Raw genomic sequence first — 17,703 nt, forward strand, 5'->3', positions numbered from 1 at the left:
TCAGTTCCCCTCCCCGGCGGCTATCGCATTCACCACGTCCAGCGCACTGCGCACGCCATCTTCATGAAAGCCGTTGTACCAGTAAGCACCGCAGAACCAGCTACGCTGGTGGCCGTTAATCTCACCGCGACGCGCCTGTGCACGCCAGCTTTTGGGGTTAAACAGCGGGTGTTCATAGACAAAGCGTTTCAGAACGAAGCGTTCATCCACGGGGATGTCCGGATTAAGGGTGACGCAGAACAGCGGGCTACCCGCAGGCAACCCCTGCAAAATATTCATGTTGTAGGTGACGCAGGCGCTGGCCTGATCCTGCTGGCTCAGACGGTAGTTCCAGCTCGCCCAGGCACGCTGACGTACCGGTAGCCAGCGCGGATCGCTGTGAAGCACCACCTCATTACGCTGCCAGCCGATATCGCCCAGCACGTCCTGCTCAGCCGCGCTCGGCGCGTCAAGCATCGCCAGCGCCTGCCCTGAGTGACAGGCAAAAATCACCTGATCAACGCTGTGGCTCGCGTTGTCGAGCTGGATCGTTACCCCATTCTGCTGACGAATCACCCGCTGCACCGGGGCGTTGAGGTGCAGCGTCAGGCGGTCACCGAGTTTATCCAGCATGGCGCGGATGTATTCCCGCGAACCTCCGGGCACGACGTACCACTGCGGACGATGCGTCACATCCAGCAGGCCGTGATTGTCAAAGAAACGCAAAAAGAGCGGCAACGGAAAACGTTTCATCTCCTGCAACGACGATGACCAGATGGCCGCCCCCATCGGCAGAATGTAGTGACGCGCGAAAAACGGCGTAAAGCGGTGCCTGTCCAGAAACGTCTGCAGCGTCGCGTGCGGGTCTGGCTCGCTCTCCAGTGCCTGTTTCGCCAGGCGATTAAAGCGGACAATCTCCCCGAGCAGCCGCCAGAACGACGGGTTCACCAGGTTTCGACGCTGGGCAAATAACGAGGTCAGGGTGTGTCCGTTGTACTCCAGCCCGGTTTGCGGGTTATGCACCGAAAAGCTCATCTGCGTCTTTTGCCCGCTGATACCCAGCTCGCTCAGCAGGCCCATAAATCGCGGGTAGGTACGGTCGTTGTAGACGATAAAACCGGTATCGATGGCGAAAGCACCCTGTGGCGTCGGCACGTCAACCGTCGCGGTATGCCCGCCGGGAGTGGCCCCCGCTTCGAACAGCGTCACCTCATGATGACCGGCAAGACGCCAGGCACAGGTCAACCCGGCGATGCCGCTGCCGATAATGGCAATCTTCATGAACGCACCATCCTGCGCAGCAGTGTGCGCTGAAGAAACGCGGGAAGCCCTGAGAGCAACCGCAAGATAAGGCCAAACCCCACCGGAAACGCAATTTGCATTTTCCCTTTGGCCAGCCCGGCCCGAATGGCCTGCACGGCCTCCTCAACGCTCACCCTGCCCGGCATGGCAAAGTCATTTTTTCGCGTCAGCGGCGTATCAACGAAGCCCGGGAATACCACCGTCACGGCGATCCCTTTCGGCTCCCAGTCGAGCCGCAGACTGTCGGCAAACCAGCTCAGCGCCGCTTTGGACGCGCCGTAAGCCTCTGCGCGCGGGAACGTCAGCCAGTGCGCCATGGAGCTGACCAGCACCACGCGGTTGCCTGAAACCAGCTGCGGCTGTAACGCGGCCAGACAGTTCACTGGCCCGAGGAAATTGGTGGTCATCACCCGCTCTACCAGCGCTGCATCCACCACGCCCTGCTCAAGGTATTCGCAGGTACCGGCGCAGAGAATAACCAGGTCGGCATAGCAGCCCGTCAGCGCCTGGCGACAGGCGTCCCTGTCTGTCATATCGAACAGGCGAACCGTGATAGTGGGGTTGTGCTGATGCAGGGCGTCCAGACGCGCCGGATCGCGCCCGCAGGCGATAACCGTGTGGCCGTCAGCGGCGAAGGATTTCGCCAGCCCGGCGCCGATGCCCGAACTTGCTCCGGTAATCAGAATCGTGCTCATGCGTTCACCCTCCGCTTCACGCCGCGCACTGCCCAACCGAGCAGCGGAAGGTGTTCGTAGATCATCTCTCCGGCGTCGTAATAGTCACGCTGGCGAGTAATCAACCCATGTTCGGTCTCCACCACCGAACATCCCGGCAGGTCGAGCGGCTCGCCTCCGGCAATGCGCGGATGTGACCAGTGCATAATCCACGTGACAACGAAACGGCGGTCACCAAACAGCGGAGGATCAATGGTAAAACGGCAATTTTCAACATTGGCCAGCAGATGGGTGAAATAGCGCTGGAGCGCGAAAATCCCGTCATGCTCGCCGAACGGATCGATAAGCGTGGCATCCGAATGATAAAGCCCGACCAGCGCTGAGGGCGGCTGGCTATCCAGTGCGGTGTAGTACTCAACAAACCGACTCACGACAGAGGGCAAAGTGCTCATGGGTCACATCCTGGCGGTAAACAACGTGGCGTAATCGCATAATTAAAACTTACACAATTAACGTTATTTGTCCAAGTTTGTGTAAGACTATTTTTTATTTATATTATTTTTCAAAATGTTACGCATTTGTTGCCGATGCTTTTTTCAGAACATTTTCTGACATACCTGTTACCCGTTTTGCTTTTCAGTTTTACCTTAAGGCGAATTTCCCCTTCTTCTTCCAGACTTATCCTTTTTAATCATAAGGATGAGGAAATCCCGCGATGAAACGTTTCTTTCTGTCACTTTTCTCCAGTCCGGAATCATTGCTCCAGGTGATGAGCCAGCAGGAAATTATCGAAGCCGTGGAGGATGGCGATCGCATCATCATCGACCAGGACGGGAACGCCTCGGTGAACTACAAGAGCAACGAGGTGCGACAGGATTTCCTGCGTCATGTTAACGCGCTGAAGAGGGCCTGATATGGGAACGGCTATCTTTATGGTGCTGATGGTCTGTGGGTACTGGTACACCAGCCGTGACCTGTCGACCCGTTTTAAAATCAAGCGATCTTTCGGCTGGGATGTCTATTTTCTCGTTGCCCTGTATGGCTGTATCTTCGTTCTGCAAGGGGTGATCGCCACGGGGCTGCTCTGGCTGTTGCTCTATGCACTTTCTGCCGCCGACAACACCTTCCACTTCACGGCGCAAACCTATGCCGACTGGCAAATAGATTTTATGAACTGGAGCTTTTTAGGTATTCAGGCACCGGTTGTCGTCATGCTGGCCTTCGCCATCCTGTTTTGTCTTTATCGTTCTAACTGGGCAGGCAGCGCCAGGCTGGACGGAGAAGGCAGGAAGAAGCTCTACAAACGTCTCGCGCAGTCGAGCGGTATCGAACAACTGCTGTATCAGTGTATGGAGCAAGGGGAGCTGGCGCAGGTGACGCTGCGCTCGAGACGGATTTATGTCGGCATGATCCACACCGCAACGCTCGAGTATGAAAAAACCGCCAATATCGTGCTGATCCCCATGCTAAGCGGCTATCGCGATGAGAAGACAATGCGGATTTGCATCGAAAATAATTACAGCAAATGGTATGCCCGCCACGACATTACTCTGGATTCAGAACCCGGAAGCGCAATGGACTTCAGAAAGGTGATCATGCTGAATCAGATTGAGAGTATTTCCCTGTTTGATCCGGCCAGTGCCAGCTCGCTGGCGCTGGCGGAACGGGCAGAAGATGATGACTAAAGGCAGGAGCCTGGCATTTACTGCCAGGCTCAGCGCCAGCCCTTCCATGCTAAGCGTATTTCGTCGACGGCCGATCGTGCCCCGGGTCAGGCGGCGTTTTCTGTCAGCCGTTCTACTCCCTTTTTCAATGAGCTTATGACCTCATCCGCTGCGATCCCCATTTGCGCATGAATAATCGCGCCGTCGATCAGCATCATGATTTCATTAACGGTTTTCTCATCGGTTATGCCGGTCAGGGACGCTATTTTTGCCTTTGTTTCGGTTTTATGATTGCGGCAAATATCTTTTATTTCGCCTTCATTTTCTTCAGATTTTGCTTCTGCGCTGGCATTAATAAAGGCGCACCCATGGAATAACGGCGAAATAAACCATTCATACAGCGTGTCAGATAATGCACTGGCCGGGGTTTTACCCGCAGCAAGATGTCGACGCAGCGTGTTTTCAAACCAGTCAATCCATATTTCGTGTCGATAGTGGAGATAGGCAACAATCAGTAAACTTTTCCCAGGAAAATGGCGATAAAACGTCACTTTCGTGACTTTAGCCTGCTTGATAATGGTATCCACGCCCGTTGCTTTAAATCCGCTGGAATAAAACAGATCGTGCGCGGTAAGCAAGATTTTTTCCCTCACACTGATTGTTTTATCGTTATTCAAGTTGACTCTTTTCACAGATCGACGGCCTCAATTGACAGGTTGACAGCGTTATTTTTCAGGCCTAGATTAACACCAGTAGACAGACCTGTCTACCTAATACCAACCAGAGGTAGCCGAAATGAACACACGCCCCCCTTTACCGCCTTTTACGCGTGAAAGTGCCATCGAAAAAGTCAGACTGGCAGAAGATGGCTGGAACAGTCGCGACCCGGCCAAAATCGCACTTGCCTATTCGCTGGATACCCAGTGGCGAAACCGCGCGGAGTTTGCCACTAACCGTCAGGAAGCGCAGGCATTCCTGGAGCGCAAATGGAAAAAAGAGCTGGATTATCGTCTGATCAAAGAGCTGTGGGCATTTACGGAAAACCGTATCGCCGTGCGCTATGCCTATGAATGGCAAGATGATTCGGGCAACTGGTATCGCTCTTACGGTAATGAAAACTGGGAATTCGAGCCGGATGGTCTGATGAAGCGCCGCTTCGCCTGCATCAACGATATGCCGATAAAAGCGTCTGAGCGCCTGTTTCACTGGCCGCTGGGCAGACGTCCTGATGACCACCCTTCACTGAGCGACCTGGGGCTGTAGGTTTCATCAGGATCATGCTTCGCCATTACGGGGGGTTATACGCTCCGGGTAACCTTTCGGTTACCCGGGCGGGCTTATCTTTTACACCACGAAAAAGAGGCAGACTATTATTTAAATCACACCCAACTGTTTCATCAGCGTCAGGTTATCTTCAATATGCCAGTTGGACACTATTTTACCGTTGCCGATCTCATAGATATCCGTCGCGATAAAATCCACGTTCTGACCCTGCCCTTTTATTTTGCCAAATGTCCCGCTGAAATGACCGTGGAAATGCAAATGGGACACGACACGATTACCCGTAACGATCATTTGTTCCACCTCGCAGCGTAAATCCGGCACCGCGGTGCGAAATGCCCTCGAGGCCATAATGGCGCCCTCTGGCCCCTGTTTACGGCCTTCCGGTGGGGTTTTATCCACAAAATTAACCGCCAGCGCTTCCCGCGCCAGAGACTCTTTGCCGGTATCCCAGAACGTGGCATACGTAACGGCCGCATGTTCGCTCGCCGTTAATTGCGTTTGCGACAGCGTGTTATCCACAATAAGAAGATTCGGTTTCACCCGGTCGCTCTGGGCCGAATAAGCCACGCCGGATACGCCAGCCAGAATTAACGCCAGCACAGCTGGACGTGCATATGTTGAATATTGCATAAACGCTTACAACCTGTGATTAAGTTTCCGCCAGCATGTTCACTGCCGGAATCAATTCGGATCAACACGGGGTCAGTTAATTAATGCCCCGCCCTCAATATCAATCACCGAGCCCGTAACAAAGGCATTATCGATGGCAAAGAGATAGCCCTGAGCAACGTCTTCCGCTCGTCCCCACGCTTTAGCGGGCAACGTTTGTGCTGCAACAGTCAGCATTTTTTCCCGCGCAGCCGCATCCATCACGGCGTGGGCTTCGGTATCGGTCAGACCCGGGCTGATGACGTTTACGCGACGCGGTGAAAGTTCTTTTGCCAGCACTTTTGTTGCCGCCTCGATGGCGGCGTTCATGGTGGTTTTGACTATGGCACCGGCTACCACGCGGCGTGCAACAAATCCGCTGGTCAGCGTCAGCGTACCGCGGGGCGAAATATTCCCGCTCAGATACCTGGCGACATTCATGCTGCCCCAAAATTTGGTATCAAAAGCCAGTCTCGCCGCGCCAGGGTCGAGGGTCGAAAGCAGCCCTCCCGGTGCCTGAGAGCCGGCCGTGACAATAATATTGTCGACCTCACCCAGCGTTTCGCTTAACGCGATCACCTCTGCTTCATTGCTAATATCGAGGACGAGGGTCTCAACAGAGGCGGGAGATGGACTGAGCCGCGCGCGGGCAGCGTTCAGTTTCTCTTTATTGCGTCCCGCGAGAATAATGTCGTCGCCGCGTGCTGCCAGGGCACGGGCTACAGCAAAACCAATACCGGACGCGCCGCCAATAATTAACGTTTTACGGGTCATCATTTTTCCTCACTCAGGTTGTAGGTGGGGTAATCGGTATACCCCACCGCTGTACCACCAAAGAGCGTGGCGGGATCGCTGATGTCATTCAGCGGCCAGTGATGCGCCAGCCGCTGTGGTAAATCGGGGTTGGCAATAAACGGGCGTCCAAACGCAATTAAATCGGCATACCCTGCTGCGAGGATTTTTTCCGCCTTTTCAGGGGTATAATTTCCCGCCACGATCAGGGTGCCACGGAATGTTTCGCGCAGTTTTTTGCGGAAACTTTCCGGAACCTGTGGCGCATCATCCCAGTCGGCTTCCGCCAGGTGAATAAACGCAATGCCTCGTTGCTGGCACCAGGCCCCGAGGGCGAGAATGGCTTCGATGACCTGCGGATCGTTCATTCCCCGCTGTGTAATAAACGGCGAAAGCCGGATACCGGTGCGCTCAGCGCCAATGGCCTGCGCAATGGCATCGAGCACCTCCTGCGCGAAGCGGATCCGGTTCACGAGACTGCCGCCATACTCATCCGTGCGGATGTTTGACGTGGATCTCAGGAACTGATCAATCAGATAGCCGTTTCCGCCGTGCACCTCCACGCCATCAAACCCGGCCTGAACGGCATTGAGCGCCGCCTGTCGGTACTGTTCGACCACGCGCGCGATCTCTTTTCGCGACAGCACGCGTGGCGTCGGGCAGTCAACCATTTGACCTTCGCCATGTTCATTCACCACCCATACTTTCGCATCGGGTGCCAGCGCGGAGGGCGCGACGGGCAGTCCGTCTTCGTGAAAACGGGCATGAGACATCCGCCCCACGTGCCAGAGCTGGGAAAAAATCACCCCTCCCGCCTGGTGGACCGCGCCGGTAGTGAGTTGCCACCCCGCAACCTGCTCTGGCGAATGGATCCCCGGAGTCCATGAATAGCCCTGGCCCTGAGGCGAAATCTGCGTGGCTTCGGTGATGATTAAGCCCGCGCTGGCCCGCTGTCGGTAATATTCAGCCATCAGCGTCGAGGGAATATTTCCCGGCTGAAGAGCGCGGGCACGGGTCATTGGTGCCATGACGATGCGATTTTTCAGGTTGAGATCCCCTAACCTGTAGCGTTCAAAAAGTGAGGTCTGGTTCATCTGGACGTCCCTTGTGGTTACGATGAAATCACTTTACAGGCGGCATCTGATTTTGATAATTACACTAAAATCAGATGCACTTTTCGGAAAATATGAATAATGGGTAAACTCGAAGATATGGCGCTGCTGGTTGAAGTGGCCGAGGCTGGCGGGCTTTCCGCCGCTGGCCGCCGCCTGTCACTTTCCCCGGCCACCATGACCGCCCGCCTCAAAGCGATTGAAGAACGCTACCAGACGCGCCTGTTTCACCGTTCCACGCGGGCTATCTCCCTCACCCGGGCGGGCGAAGAGTTTTATCATGCAGCACGGCGCGTGCTGGAAGAGATGCATCATGCCGAGTCGTTACTGGCACAAAAAGAGGGCGTGCTCAGCGGCAACATTCGTCTTTCCGCCCCCTCTGACTTTGGCAGGCAGTATCTCAGCCCCGCCGTCATGGCATTTTCCCGCCTGCATCCGGAAATCAAATTTTTCATTTACTTAAGAGAACACGTAGAGGATCTGGTCGCTAACCGGCTGGATATGAGCATTCGCTTCGGCAACCTGCCGGACAGCAGCCTGGTGGTCAGAAATATCCGTCCCAATCACCGGGTGCTGGTCGCGTCAGCAGCGTATCTTAACGACCAGGGTATCCCTGCCTCCTGTGACGCGCTGACGGACCACCGCTGTCTGGCGCTGGAGTCGCAAGGGGTGGTGATGAATGAATGGCGGTTTGAGGTTGAGGGGAAAGAGCGCGTCGTTCGCGTAGAGCCTGCCATGGTCTGTGATGACGGAGCGCTGCTTCGTCAGTGGGCCCTCGACGGGGCTGGCATTGCGGGCAAATCGTGGTGGGACGTGAAGGACGATGTCGAGAAAGGTAGGCTGAAAGTATTGCTTGCCGGGAGCTTCACCGGCTTTAGCCGGTTTGATCGCAAAGATGTCGGGCTACAGTTTGTCTACCCGCAACGGAAACTCCAGCCGCTTCAGGTCACCGCATTTAGCCAGTTTTTTATCGACTGGCTTAAAAAGACTGAACGCGGTGAGCTGATGACGTCGTGAAGCCGCCGGTTGCGTTAAACGGCCCGCGTCAGCCGTTTAAAATACATCAACACACGGCTGACCGACTTTATGAAGGGCATCGGTCAAGCGGGTCCGAAGTTCATTTAGCGCCGCTTCTTTCTCCGCCAGTTGCGCCAGTTTGCGCCGCAAAGCGGCCTGTTTTTCCTCCGCGGTAAAGCGGTCATCAACCCAGACCGCCAGAACATCGGCGATTTCAGCCAGGGTAAACCCCAGCATTTTGGCATGCCCGATCAGCTTCAGCCGTTGTAAATCCACAGCCGAGTAGACTTTGTAGTTATTACTGCCGTTTGGCTGCGGAATTTTTTCCAGCAAGCCCGCCCTTTCATAATAACGCACCGTCTCTTTCGATAACCCAGTTCTGGCACACAGCTCGCCGATCCTCATCGCGTCGTTCTCACCTTGTAAAAATCACGCTTGACCGTGTACCTGAGTACACGGTTTATCCTGTGCCGCACAGACAGGGAAAACGGGATTTATGTTATGAATTCTTTTGATTATACAGGAAAAACAGCACTGGTTACCGGTGCATCCTCGGGCATAGGACGGGAGTTCGCCCGCCAGCTCGCGGCCCGTGGCGTGGGGTTGATCCTGGTTGCCCGCTCCGAGGCAACGCTGCAGGCGCTTGCGGCTGAGCTACACAAAACGCACGGCGTATCACTCACCGTTATCGTGCAGGACTTAACGCTGCCTGAGGCCATTACCCACATTGTGGAACGGCTGGAAGCGTTACGGCTTTATCCCGATATTTTGATTAATAGCGCGGGGTTTGCCACCTACGGGCGATTTGAAAAGCTATCTCTGGCGCGCCAGCGTGAAGAGATCAACGTCAACTGCGTCGCCCCCGTGGCACTCGCGCACGCCCTGCTGCCCGCCATGCTGCGTAAAGGTTCAGGCGTGATGATTAACGTGGCCTCGACCGCTGCCATGCAACCGGATCCGTATATGGCAATTTATGGGGCAACAAAGGCATTTTTACTCTCCTTTTCGAACGCGCTGTGGGGAGAATACCGCGCTCACGGCATCCGCGTGCTGGCGCTTTGCCCCGGCGCAACGGATACCGCCTTTTTTGAGGTGGTGAACGCCGAGGAAGCGTCAGTGGGCAAAAGAATGCCAGCGCAGAACGTGGTCGCGCTGGCGTTACGGGCCGTGGATACGCAACGCAACACGCTGATCCCCGGCTGCGGTAACTGGCTGCTGGGCCAGTTACACCGGTTTGTCACCCGCCGACGTCTGGCGATCATTGCTGAAAAAGTATTACGACCTAAGCCTGCCGGTCAGGGGACGCGCTCAGACGCATAATCCCGTTCAGGCCAAAGCGTGACGTTTCAGTGCCGCGCAATTGCACTGAAACGCGCGCAACCTCTCGCAAAGACTGACAATATCCCGCGAAAAACAGTGATACACTTAGCCGACCTGGTTGATGATGCAGTCTTAACGGCTCAGGGCTAACGAGTATTATCCCTCGGGTTCCACAGACGACTGTGCATGTGCCATCTGCCCACTCAACCATGTGACCTAATTACCAAATGGTCACACGTTGTCAATCGGAGCCTGTCACGCTAAGCTGAAATAATGACTAAAGACATGAACACCCCATCCACACGTGGTCCACTCGATCACACGGTCCGAGAGCAAATCGTCGAAGCTGCGTATGAGCATTTCGGCCATTACGGCTATGAAAAAACCACCGTCGCTGAACTTGCCAAAGCCATCGGTTTTTCAAAAGCCTATATCTATAAGTTTTTTGATTCCAAGCAGGCAATCGGCGAGGTCATCTGCGCGAACCGCCTTGATATGATCATGGCGGCGGTCAATGCAGCCATCGCTGATGCGCCATCCGCAAGCGAAAAGCTGCGTCGTCTGTTCAGGGCGCTCACCGAGGCGGGAAGTGAACTGTTTTTCCATGAGCGTAAACTCTACGACATCGCCGCCGTTGCCGCGCGGGACAAGTGGCCTTCAACCGAAAGGTATTCCGAACGTCTGCTGAAACTGATTGAGAGCATTGTTGTCGAGGGCAGAAAAGCCGGTGAGTTCGAGAGAAAAACCCCTCTGGACGAAGCTACACTGGCGATCTATATGGTGATGTGCCCTTTCATTAACCCTGTTCAGCTGCAGTACAACCTCGAAGCCGCCCCGACCGCGGCGGTTGTCCTCTCCTCTCTGATTTTGCGAAGCCTCGCCCCCTGATTAGTGACCATTGACTTTATTGGTCACTAGAATGAGAATGCGGATACCGTCCTGTTAATGTAATAAGGGTTCCCATGCTCAGGCTTCATTCAGCCCGCCTTGCCGTATGCCTCCTGCCGTTTGCCCTGGTGGCATGCGGCGATAACCACGCCAGTGACGATCCGCGCACGCAGCCACCGCTTGTCAGGTCTGCGTCCGTGATCCCTGCGAACGAGACGTCACGCGCCTTTACCGGCGTGGTGGTGGCAAGAACGCAAAGTGATTTAGGCTTCAGGGTGCAGGGCAAAATTCTCGAACGTCTTGTCGATACGGGTCAGACCGTTAAGCAGGGCCAGCCTTTAATGCGTCTGGATCCTGTTGATCTGAAATTACAGGCGCAGGCCCAGCAGCGAGCGGTGGATGCTGCCCAGGCGCGCGCGCGTAAAGCGTCCAGCGATGAGGCGCGTTATCGCGGCCTTGTGGCATCCGGTGCAGTGTCGGCGTCGGAATACGACCAGATTAAAGCCGCAGCCGACAGCGCCAGAGCGGAGCTCAGCGCTGCCCGGGCACAGGCAGGCGTGGCGCAAAACGCCACCGGTTATGCCGTGCTACTTGCCGATTCAGACGGCGTGGTGATGGAGACGCTTGCCGAGCCTGGACAGGTTGTCAGCGCCGGGCAGGCGGTGATCCGTCTGGCCCGCGCGGGGCAGCGCGAGGCGCTGGTCCAGTTGCCGGAAACCCTGCGCCCTGCCGTGGGAAGTACAGCCCTGGCAACGCTCTACGGTAACGAAAAGCAACCCGTTAGCGCGAAGCTGCGCCTGCTGTCTGATTCAGCCGATGCGACCACCCGTACCTTTGAGGCCCGATACGTGCTGGATGGCGCGCTGGCGAACGCGCCGCTGGGGGCGACCGTGACGCTGAGCATCGAACACGGCAAAGGCGACAGCCGGGTGATGCAGGTTCCTCTGGCGTCTCTCTACGATGCGGGGAAAGGGCCTGGCGTCTGGCGTATTTCCGCTCAGCCGACAAAAGTCGTCTGGCAGCCTGTCAGGGTGCTTAGCGTAGGGGATGATATCGCCAGAGTGACCGGCGGCGTGCAGCCCGGAGAGAAGATTGTTGCGTTAGGCGTCCATCTTCTGCACGAAGGCGAAGCGGTCCGGCTGGCGGAACAGCGCGATGCCACTCAGACGGGGATGACACCATGAGTGGAGGTCGTTTCAACCTGTCAGCGCTTGCGGTACGCGAGCGCTCGGTCACGCTGTTCTTGATTATTCTGGTTACCCTTGCCGGTATTTTCTCGTTTTTTGGCCTTGGCCGCGCGGAAGATCCCCCCTTCACGGTTAAGCAAATGACGGTTATCACCGTCTGGCCCGGGGCAACCGCACAGGAAATTCAGGATCAGGTCGCCGAGCCGCTGGAAAAACGTCTGCAGGAACTCAAATGGTATGACCGCACGGAAACGTATACCCGCCCCGGTATGGCGTTTATCACGTTGTCATTGCAGGACAAAACCCCGCCTTCTCAGGTTCAGGAGGAATTTTACCAGGCGCGAAAGAAACTGGGGGATGAAACCAAAAACCTTCCGGCAGGCGTCATGGGGCCGATGATCAATGACGAGTTTTCCGATGTCACCTTTGCCCTTTTTGCACTGAAAGCGAAAGGCGAACCACAGCGTCTGTTAGTGCGTGACGCCGAAGCCCTGCGCCAGCAGCTTTTGCACGTTCCGGGCGTAAAGAAAGTGAACATCATCGGGGAACAGGCCGAGCGGATTTACATCTCCTTCTCGCATGACCGTCTGGCGACACTGGGACTCTCGCCGCAGGATATTTTCACCACTCTCAACAGCCAGAACGCATTAACCGCGGCGGGCTCGATTGAAACGCGCGGGGCGCAAATCTTTATCCGCCTCGACGGCGCTTTCGATAAATTGCAGAAGATCCGCGATACACCCCTTATCGCGCAGGGCAAAACGCTCCGGCTGTCCGACGTGGCAACGGTTGAACGGGGCTATGAGGACCCACCGACCCTGCAGATCCGTAACCAGCAAGAACCCACCCTCCTGCTCGGTATTGTCATGCGTGAAGGCTGGAACGGCCTGGCGCTGGGTAAAGCGCTGGATGCTGAAACGGCAAACATCAATGCCAATATGCCTCTGGGGATGACCCTGACGAAAGTCACCGATCAGTCGGTGAATATCCGCTCGTCGGTCGATGAGTTTATGATCAAGTTCTTCGTCGCCCTGCTGGTGGTGATGGTGGTGTGTTTTGTCAGTATGGGGTGGCGCGTGGGCATCGTTGTCGCGGCGGCAGTGCCGCTGACGCTGGCGGTCGTTTTTGTCGTGATGGAAGCCTCCGGTATAAACTTCGACCGCGTTACCCTGGGCTCCCTTATTCTTGCCCTCGGCTTACTGGTTGATGATGCCATTATCGCCATCGAAATGATGGTGGTAAAAATGGAGGAAGGCTACGACAGAATCAAAGCCTCCGCCTACGCCTGGAGCCATACCGCCGCGCCAATGCTGGCCGGAACCCTGGTGACAGCCATCGGGTTTATGCCGAATGGTTTTGCGCAGTCAACCGCCGGGGAGTACACCAGCAATATGTTCTGGGTAGTCGGCCTCGCCCTGATAGCTTCGTGGTTTGTGGCGGTGGTATTCACCCCTTATCTGGGCGTCAAAATCCTGCCGGACATCGCAAAAGTCGAAGGCGGTCATGCCGCCATCTATGACACCCCGCGCTATAACCGTTTTCGTCATACCCTGAGCCGCGTGATCGCCCGAAAATGGATCGTCGCCGCGTCCGTCGTGGCCATCTTCACCCTCGCAGTACTGGGGATGGGGCTGGTTAAAAAACAGTTTTTCCCGACGTCCGACCGCCCAGAGGTGCTGGTGGAAGTGCAGATGCCGTATGGCACATCGATTGAGCAAACCAGCGCCGCCACCGCGAAAATCGAAGCGTGGCTGCGCAAACAGCCTGAAGCCAGCATCGTCACCGCCTACATTGGCCAGGGTTCGCCGCGTTTTTATCTGGCGATGGCCCCTGAGTTGCCCGATCCCTCTTTCGCGAAGGTTGTCGTCATGACGGACAGCGAGAAGTCACGCGAGGCGCTTAAGTTCCGCCTTCGCGAAGCGGTAGCCCGCGGGCTGGCTCCGGAGGCACGCGTGCGGGTCACGCAGCTGGTGTTCGGGCCTTATTCTCCCTTCCCGGTCGCCTGGCGTGTAATGGGACCGGATGTCAATAAACTGCGTGACATTGCAGATAACGTCAAAGGTGTGCTGCAGGCCAGTCCGATGATGAGAACCGTCAATACCGACTGGGGTTCACGCGTACCGACCCTGCATTTCACCCTCGATCAGAACCGCCTGCAGGCTACCGGTTTAACGTCGAACGCCGTTGCCCAGCAGCTTCAGTTCCTGCTGTCGGGCGTTCCCATCACCTCCGTGCGGGAAGATATTCGTTCGGTACAGGTTACGGGCCGCGCCGCGGGTGATATCCGCCTTGATCCGGCGAAGATAGAGGGCTTTACCCTGGTGGGTAACGCCGGGCAACGCGTTCCGCTGTCACAAATCGGGGAGATTGAGATCCGAATGGAAGATCCGCTGTTGCGCCGTCGCGATCGTACGCCCACGATTACCGTGCGGGGAGACATTGCCGAAAACCTTCAGCCCCCGGATGTGTCAACCGCCATCATGAAACAGCTGCAACCCATTGTTGATTCGCTTCCACCTGGCTATCGCATCGAAATGGCGGGATCGATTGAGGAATCCGGCAAAGCCACCCAGGCCATGGCCCCGCTGTTCCCCATCATGATTGCCCTGACGCTGCTGATAATCATTCTGCAGGTGCGTTCACTCTCGGCCATGGTCATGGTATTCCTGACCGCACCGCTGGGGCTTATTGGTGTGGTTCCTACGCTGCTGCTTTTCAATCAGCCGTTTGGCATCAATGCCCTCGTCGGCCTGATCGCGCTGTCGGGGATCCTGATGCGAAATACGCTGATACTCATTGGTCAAATCGATCACAACCAGAAGGACGGTCTCGAACCGTTCCACGCCGTGGTTGAGGCGACCGTACAGCGCGCGAGGCCGGTCTTACTGACGGCCATGGCCGCCGTGCTGGCGTTCATTCCCCTGACGCACTCCGTGTTCTGGGGAACGCTGGCCTACACGCTGATTGGCGGAACGCTAGGGGGAACCATTATTACCCTCGTCTTCCTGCCTGCGATGTATGCGATCTGGTTTCGGATCAAGCCCGCCGCCTGACGGTGCCGGGCTGGCGTCCGGGATAAGCCCGGCAATCCAGTCTGCAAAGGCACGCACTGCGGGAGAGAGAAAACGCTGATGGGGATAAAGCAACGTGACGGGCACCGAAGGCGGTTGCCAGTCAGCCAGAACCTCAACCAGCCTTCCCTCCCGCAGATGCGCTGAGACAATACTCTCAGCCAGCTGCGCCAGCCCGAAACCTTCAAGGCACATGTTGATATAAAGCCCGGTGGCATTTACGGCCGCTTCGCCGCGGACAGGGATGGAGACGGTCTCTGTCCCGCGGACAAAGCGTAACGCATCCGCCCGTCGGGTCTGATCGGAAAAATAGTGTATCGCCCGATGCTGTGATAAGTCGTCTGGCGAGCGGGGAATACCGAACTTCCTGAGATAGTCCGGTGAGGCACAGGTCACCCAGCGAAACCGGCCCAGAGGACGGGCAACAAGAGTCGAGCTATTCAAATCCCCCGTTCGGATCACACAGTCAACCCCCTCCTGCACCAGATCAACCTGCCGATCGTTAACGCCCAACATCAGGTAGATATCCGGATAAAGCCGGTAAAAATCTTTCAACTGAGGCATCACGATGAAATCCGCGATCCCGCCCGGCATATCCACCCGCAAGCGTCCCTGCGGGCGCCGGACTGACGCCGTCAGGCTCGTTTCCGCATGATCGATTAACGCCAGTATTTCCTGGCATTGCGCCAGATACTGCACACCTTCAGCGGTGAGGCTCACCCGCCTTGTCGTTCTGTTAAGCAGGCGCACCTGGAGGTAATTCTCCAGATTTTTTATGCTGCTGGTGACCGTTGACGAAGGGAGAGAAAGCGTTTCGGCTGCGCGGACAAAGCTTCCGGCCTGCGCTACCCGCATGAAGATCTGCATTGCCTGAATACGATCCATCTTTTCTCCCCCGACCGTCGCTCACATTATTCTTCGTAGATTATGAATAATGAAAACACGTTAAGCATCTTTTTCGCCGTAATCGGGTGGCGTAATTTCTCACCCATGAAGAGACAAAGGACAAGAAGATGAGCGATTACCTGAGAAATATGATTAACAATAAGAGCATAACCCCACCCGCCACGTTGATTAAGGGCGCAACCCTGCTCACCATGGATGACAGGGTGGGTAATTTTGAACGCGGCGATATCCTTATCGAAGGCGCAAAGATCGTCGCCATTGGTGAAAATCTGGCAGCAGAAGGCGCCAGCATAATAGATGCCACACATATGATTGCCATGCCGGGACTGGTGGATACCCATCGTCATGCCTGGGAGGGACAACTGCGCCGCATTAACCCCGACGCCAAAACGCTTGAAGATTACTGCAACGCCACGCACTTCTCGTTCGCCAGGTATTATCGCCCTGCCGATATTTATATCGGCAACCTGCTCACCGCCCTGGGGTGTATTGATGCCGGTATCACCACGGTGATTGATAACTCCCATAACAGCCGCACCGCTGCGCATTCGGACGCGGCCGTTGAGGCACTGCTGGATGCGGGGATCCGCGCCGTACACGCTTCCGGTGCACCGGTGTCCGGAGAATGGGATCGCGCGCACTGGCCCGGTAACTGGCAGCGCCTGCAAGAAAAGTATTTCCAGAATAACCCTGAAAGTCTTGTTTCGCTGGCGGTCATGGCCCAGCTGGAGCCGGAGAAATGGCTGGAGGCCCGCAGGCTGGGGTTGCCAATCGTGACCGAATTCTTTGGGGGTGAAATGGCGTCGCAGCTTGAGGCGCTGCATAAGCAGGGGCTTCTGGGACCGGACAATATTTTTAATCACTGCACCGCACTGCCGGACGACGGATGGAAAATTCTGCGGGACGCGGGCGTACGCGTGAACGTCTGCCCCCGTTCCGATGCGCACTATGGGATTGAAGACGGCATGTTTGCCCTTCAGTCCGCGCTGCGCCACGGCATCAGCCCCGGCCTCAGCGTTGACAATGAAACGTCGTACAGCGGCGACATGTTTATGGAAATGCGCGTGGCTTTTTACCTCCAGCGCGTCATGGGCATGCATCAGCAGCGCTGCTGTGGTTCAGCGCACACCGTAAATACGCTTCATACCCAACAGCTCCTGAAAGCAGCCACCGTCGATGGTGCGGCCTGTGCAGGGTTACAGGAGAGCATCGGCAGCCTGACACCGGGTAAACAGGCCGACCTGGTGCTTATTAACGCCGGCGATCTCAACCTCTATCCGTCCGGCAATGCATTTGGCACGGTGGTCCATGCGGCAGAGCGCAGCAACATCCATACCGTCATGATTGCCGGACGAATCGTGAAGCAAGACGGCAACGTGCTGGGGGTCGACATCACCCGCCTTCGCGAGGCCATTGATGAATCACGTCATCATCTCTTTACCTCAGCCGGGTATGAGCCGGACATATTTGCTGACACCTTCCTGCCGCTGGCGCAGGATTAAGCCCCTTCAACCACAACAAATGTCCCGGTTGCCGCCCCCGCGCGCAGCTTTCTGGCGGCCACGTACCCGGGACTGTTATAAAAACGTTTGGCCTCAGCATACGAATCAAATTCTAAAACGACATGGCGTTCATGCGCCTCCCCTTCGAGATTTTCATATTCCCCTGACCAGACGATGACCCGGGGGTTGAACCCCTGCAGCGCTTCCCCGGCAGCGTTCGCATATTCTGCATAGGCAGCAGGATCTGTGACGGTCACGTGGGCGATTAAATAACCTTTATTCATCTTCTTTATCCTTCCTGAGGACTGTTGCCGGTGGTGTAAAGCGCATCAACCTGTTTGACAGCGTTACGCGGTA

At 56.2% G+C, this 17,703-nt stretch carries 19 protein-coding genes; 9 read left to right on the forward strand and 10 right to left on the reverse strand.

Annotated features, from left to right (window positions below; all coding sequences use genetic code 11):
* From L466_RS09335 to L466_RS09325, 3 genes are read right to left on the reverse strand one after another with little or no spacing between them, the layout of a single operon-like run.
* Nucleotides 1-1,260, reverse strand: a complete 1,260-nt coding sequence (locus tag L466_RS09335) for an NAD(P)/FAD-dependent oxidoreductase (protein WP_032681074.1) — start codon at nt 1,258-1,260, stop codon at nt 1-3.
* On the reverse strand, nt 1,257-1,976 hold the full coding sequence (locus L466_RS09330) for an SDR family NAD(P)-dependent oxidoreductase (protein WP_032681076.1): 720 nt from the start codon (nt 1,974-1,976) through the stop codon (nt 1,257-1,259). Before L466_RS09330 ends, L466_RS09335 begins: the two co-directional genes overlap by 4 nt.
* Nucleotides 1,973-2,407 carry a nuclear transport factor 2 family protein gene (locus L466_RS09325; RefSeq protein ID WP_014169955.1) on the reverse strand — a complete coding sequence of 145 codons (435 nt, stop codon included), beginning with the start codon at nt 2,405-2,407 and terminating at the stop codon, nt 1,973-1,975. The genes L466_RS09330 and L466_RS09325 overlap by 4 nt, the downstream gene beginning before the upstream one ends.
* A gap of 263 nt (nt 2,408-2,670) precedes the next feature.
* On the opposite strand from L466_RS09325, the gene L466_RS09320 reads away from it, so the two are divergent.
* A complete protein-coding gene (locus L466_RS09320; protein WP_008502331.1) occupies nt 2,671-2,868 on the forward strand; it encodes a hypothetical protein in 198 nt (65 codons plus the stop codon).
* 1 nt (nt 2,869) lies between these two features.
* Nucleotides 2,870-3,640, forward strand: coding sequence for a hypothetical protein (locus L466_RS09315; protein ID WP_014169953.1), 771 nt, complete (start codon nt 2,870-2,872; stop codon nt 3,638-3,640).
* 86 nt (nt 3,641-3,726) lie between these two features.
* On the opposite strand, the gene L466_RS09310 is transcribed toward L466_RS09315, so the two are convergent.
* The gene (locus tag L466_RS09310; protein WP_032681077.1) at nt 3,727-4,311 is read right to left on the reverse strand and encodes a TetR/AcrR family transcriptional regulator; all 585 of its coding nucleotides are present in this window, start codon (nt 4,309-4,311) and stop codon (nt 3,727-3,729) included.
* Between the two features lie 103 nt (nt 4,312-4,414).
* On the opposite strand from L466_RS09310, the gene L466_RS09305 reads away from it, so the two are divergent.
* Nucleotides 4,415-4,882, forward strand: coding sequence for a nuclear transport factor 2 family protein (locus L466_RS09305; RefSeq protein WP_032681078.1), 468 nt, complete (start codon nt 4,415-4,417; stop codon nt 4,880-4,882).
* A 111-nt stretch (nt 4,883-4,993) separates the two neighbouring features.
* Here L466_RS09305 and L466_RS09300 read toward each other — a convergent pair whose 3' ends face one another.
* The 3 genes from L466_RS09300 to L466_RS09290 form a co-directional block, all read right to left on the reverse strand.
* Complete coding sequence (locus tag L466_RS09300) at nt 4,994-5,533, reverse strand: ester cyclase (protein WP_014169950.1); 540 nt, start codon at nt 5,531-5,533, stop codon at nt 4,994-4,996.
* Nucleotides 5,534-5,605: 72 nt separating this feature from the next.
* Nucleotides 5,606-6,328 (reverse strand): SDR family oxidoreductase, encoded by a 723-nt coding sequence (locus L466_RS09295; protein ID WP_176587253.1) that lies wholly within the window; start codon nt 6,326-6,328, stop codon nt 5,606-5,608.
* A complete protein-coding gene (locus L466_RS09290; protein WP_032681081.1) occupies nt 6,325-7,437 on the reverse strand; it encodes an alkene reductase in 1,113 nt (370 codons plus the stop codon). Before L466_RS09290 ends, L466_RS09295 begins: the two co-directional genes overlap by 4 nt.
* Nucleotides 7,438-7,536: 99 nt before the next feature.
* Between L466_RS09290 and L466_RS09285 the strand changes: the two genes are divergently transcribed.
* A complete protein-coding gene (locus L466_RS09285) occupies nt 7,537-8,472 on the forward strand; it encodes a LysR family transcriptional regulator (protein ID WP_032681082.1) in 936 nt (311 codons plus the stop codon).
* A 36-nt stretch (nt 8,473-8,508) separates the two neighbouring features.
* Here the strand turns inward: L466_RS09285 and L466_RS09280 are convergent, their stop codons facing one another.
* Complete coding sequence (locus L466_RS09280) at nt 8,509-8,877, reverse strand: MerR family transcriptional regulator (RefSeq protein ID WP_020884230.1); 369 nt, start codon at nt 8,875-8,877, stop codon at nt 8,509-8,511.
* Nucleotides 8,878-8,973: 96 nt separating this feature from the next.
* Here L466_RS09280 and L466_RS09275 point away from each other — a divergent pair, with 96 nt between their 5' ends.
* From L466_RS09275 to L466_RS09260, 4 genes are all read left to right on the forward strand, one after another.
* The gene (locus L466_RS09275) at nt 8,974-9,792 is read left to right on the forward strand and encodes an SDR family NAD(P)-dependent oxidoreductase (RefSeq protein ID WP_032681083.1); all 819 of its coding nucleotides are present in this window, start codon (nt 8,974-8,976) and stop codon (nt 9,790-9,792) included.
* 273 nt (nt 9,793-10,065) lie between these two features.
* Nucleotides 10,066-10,680 (forward strand): TetR/AcrR family transcriptional regulator, encoded by a 615-nt coding sequence (locus L466_RS09270; RefSeq protein WP_014169944.1) that lies wholly within the window; start codon nt 10,066-10,068, stop codon nt 10,678-10,680.
* A 74-nt stretch (nt 10,681-10,754) separates the two neighbouring features.
* A complete protein-coding gene (locus tag L466_RS09265; RefSeq protein WP_014169943.1) occupies nt 10,755-11,864 on the forward strand; it encodes an efflux RND transporter periplasmic adaptor subunit in 1,110 nt (369 codons plus the stop codon).
* On the forward strand, nt 11,861-14,920 hold the full coding sequence (locus L466_RS09260) for an efflux RND transporter permease subunit (protein WP_032681085.1): 3,060 nt from the start codon (nt 11,861-11,863) through the stop codon (nt 14,918-14,920). Before L466_RS09265 ends, L466_RS09260 begins: the two co-directional genes overlap by 4 nt.
* Here the strand turns inward: L466_RS09260 and L466_RS09255 are convergent.
* Complete coding sequence (locus tag L466_RS09255) at nt 14,843-15,823, reverse strand: LysR family transcriptional regulator (protein WP_032681086.1); 981 nt, start codon at nt 15,821-15,823, stop codon at nt 14,843-14,845. The two genes, L466_RS09260 and L466_RS09255, sit on opposite strands and share 78 nt — an antisense overlap.
* A gap of 128 nt (nt 15,824-15,951) precedes the next feature.
* Here L466_RS09255 and L466_RS09250 point away from each other — a divergent pair, with 128 nt between their 5' ends.
* A complete protein-coding gene (locus tag L466_RS09250; protein WP_032681087.1) occupies nt 15,952-17,346 on the forward strand; it encodes an amidohydrolase family protein in 1,395 nt (464 codons plus the stop codon).
* Here L466_RS09250 and L466_RS09245 read toward each other — a convergent pair.
* Complete coding sequence (locus L466_RS09245; RefSeq protein ID WP_014169939.1) at nt 17,343-17,630, reverse strand: DUF1330 domain-containing protein; 288 nt, start codon at nt 17,628-17,630, stop codon at nt 17,343-17,345. The genes L466_RS09250 and L466_RS09245 overlap by 4 nt on opposite strands.
* Nucleotides 17,631-17,703: the final 73 nt, after the last annotated feature.

The sequence above is a fragment of the Enterobacter sp. BIDMC 30 genome, assembly GCF_000534355.1.
Classification (GTDB): Bacteria; Pseudomonadota; Gammaproteobacteria; order Enterobacterales; family Enterobacteriaceae; genus Enterobacter; species Enterobacter ludwigii.

Bases quoted from the DNA above. Each gene is read 5' to 3' on its own strand.
- L466_RS09335 (WP_032681074.1), bottom strand. From the start codon at position 1,260: ATGAAGATTGCCATTATCGGCAGCGGCATCGCCGGGTTGACCTGTGCC.
- L466_RS09330 (WP_032681076.1), bottom strand. From the start codon at position 1,976: ATGAGCACGATTCTGATTACCGGAGCAAGTTCGGGCATCGGCGCCGGG.
- L466_RS09325 (WP_014169955.1), bottom strand. From the start codon at position 2,407: ATGAGCACTTTGCCCTCTGTCGTGAGTCGGTTTGTTGAGTACTACACC.
- L466_RS09320 (WP_008502331.1), top strand. From the start codon at position 2,671: ATGAAACGTTTCTTTCTGTCACTTTTCTCCAGTCCGGAATCATTGCTC.
- L466_RS09315 (WP_014169953.1), top strand. From the start codon at position 2,870: ATGGGAACGGCTATCTTTATGGTGCTGATGGTCTGTGGGTACTGGTAC.
- L466_RS09305 (WP_032681078.1), top strand. From the start codon at position 4,415: ATGAACACACGCCCCCCTTTACCGCCTTTTACGCGTGAAAGTGCCATC.
- L466_RS09300 (WP_014169950.1), bottom strand. From the start codon at position 5,533: ATGCAATATTCAACATATGCACGTCCAGCTGTGCTGGCGTTAATTCTG.
- L466_RS09295 (WP_176587253.1), bottom strand. From the start codon at position 6,328: ATGATGACCCGTAAAACGTTAATTATTGGCGGCGCGTCCGGTATTGGT.
- L466_RS09290 (WP_032681081.1), bottom strand. From the start codon at position 7,437: ATGAACCAGACCTCACTTTTTGAACGCTACAGGTTAGGGGATCTCAAC.
- L466_RS09285 (WP_032681082.1), top strand. From the start codon at position 7,537: ATGGGTAAACTCGAAGATATGGCGCTGCTGGTTGAAGTGGCCGAGGCT.
- L466_RS09280 (WP_020884230.1), bottom strand. From the start codon at position 8,877: ATGAGGATCGGCGAGCTGTGTGCCAGAACTGGGTTATCGAAAGAGACG.
- L466_RS09275 (WP_032681083.1), top strand. From the start codon at position 8,974: ATGAATTCTTTTGATTATACAGGAAAAACAGCACTGGTTACCGGTGCA.
- L466_RS09270 (WP_014169944.1), top strand. From the start codon at position 10,066: ATGACTAAAGACATGAACACCCCATCCACACGTGGTCCACTCGATCAC.
- L466_RS09265 (WP_014169943.1), top strand. From the start codon at position 10,755: ATGCTCAGGCTTCATTCAGCCCGCCTTGCCGTATGCCTCCTGCCGTTT.
- L466_RS09260 (WP_032681085.1), top strand. From the start codon at position 11,861: ATGAGTGGAGGTCGTTTCAACCTGTCAGCGCTTGCGGTACGCGAGCGC.
- L466_RS09255 (WP_032681086.1), bottom strand. From the start codon at position 15,823: ATGGATCGTATTCAGGCAATGCAGATCTTCATGCGGGTAGCGCAGGCC.
- L466_RS09250 (WP_032681087.1), top strand. From the start codon at position 15,952: ATGAGCGATTACCTGAGAAATATGATTAACAATAAGAGCATAACCCCA.
- L466_RS09245 (WP_014169939.1), bottom strand. From the start codon at position 17,630: ATGAATAAAGGTTATTTAATCGCCCACGTGACCGTCACAGATCCTGCT.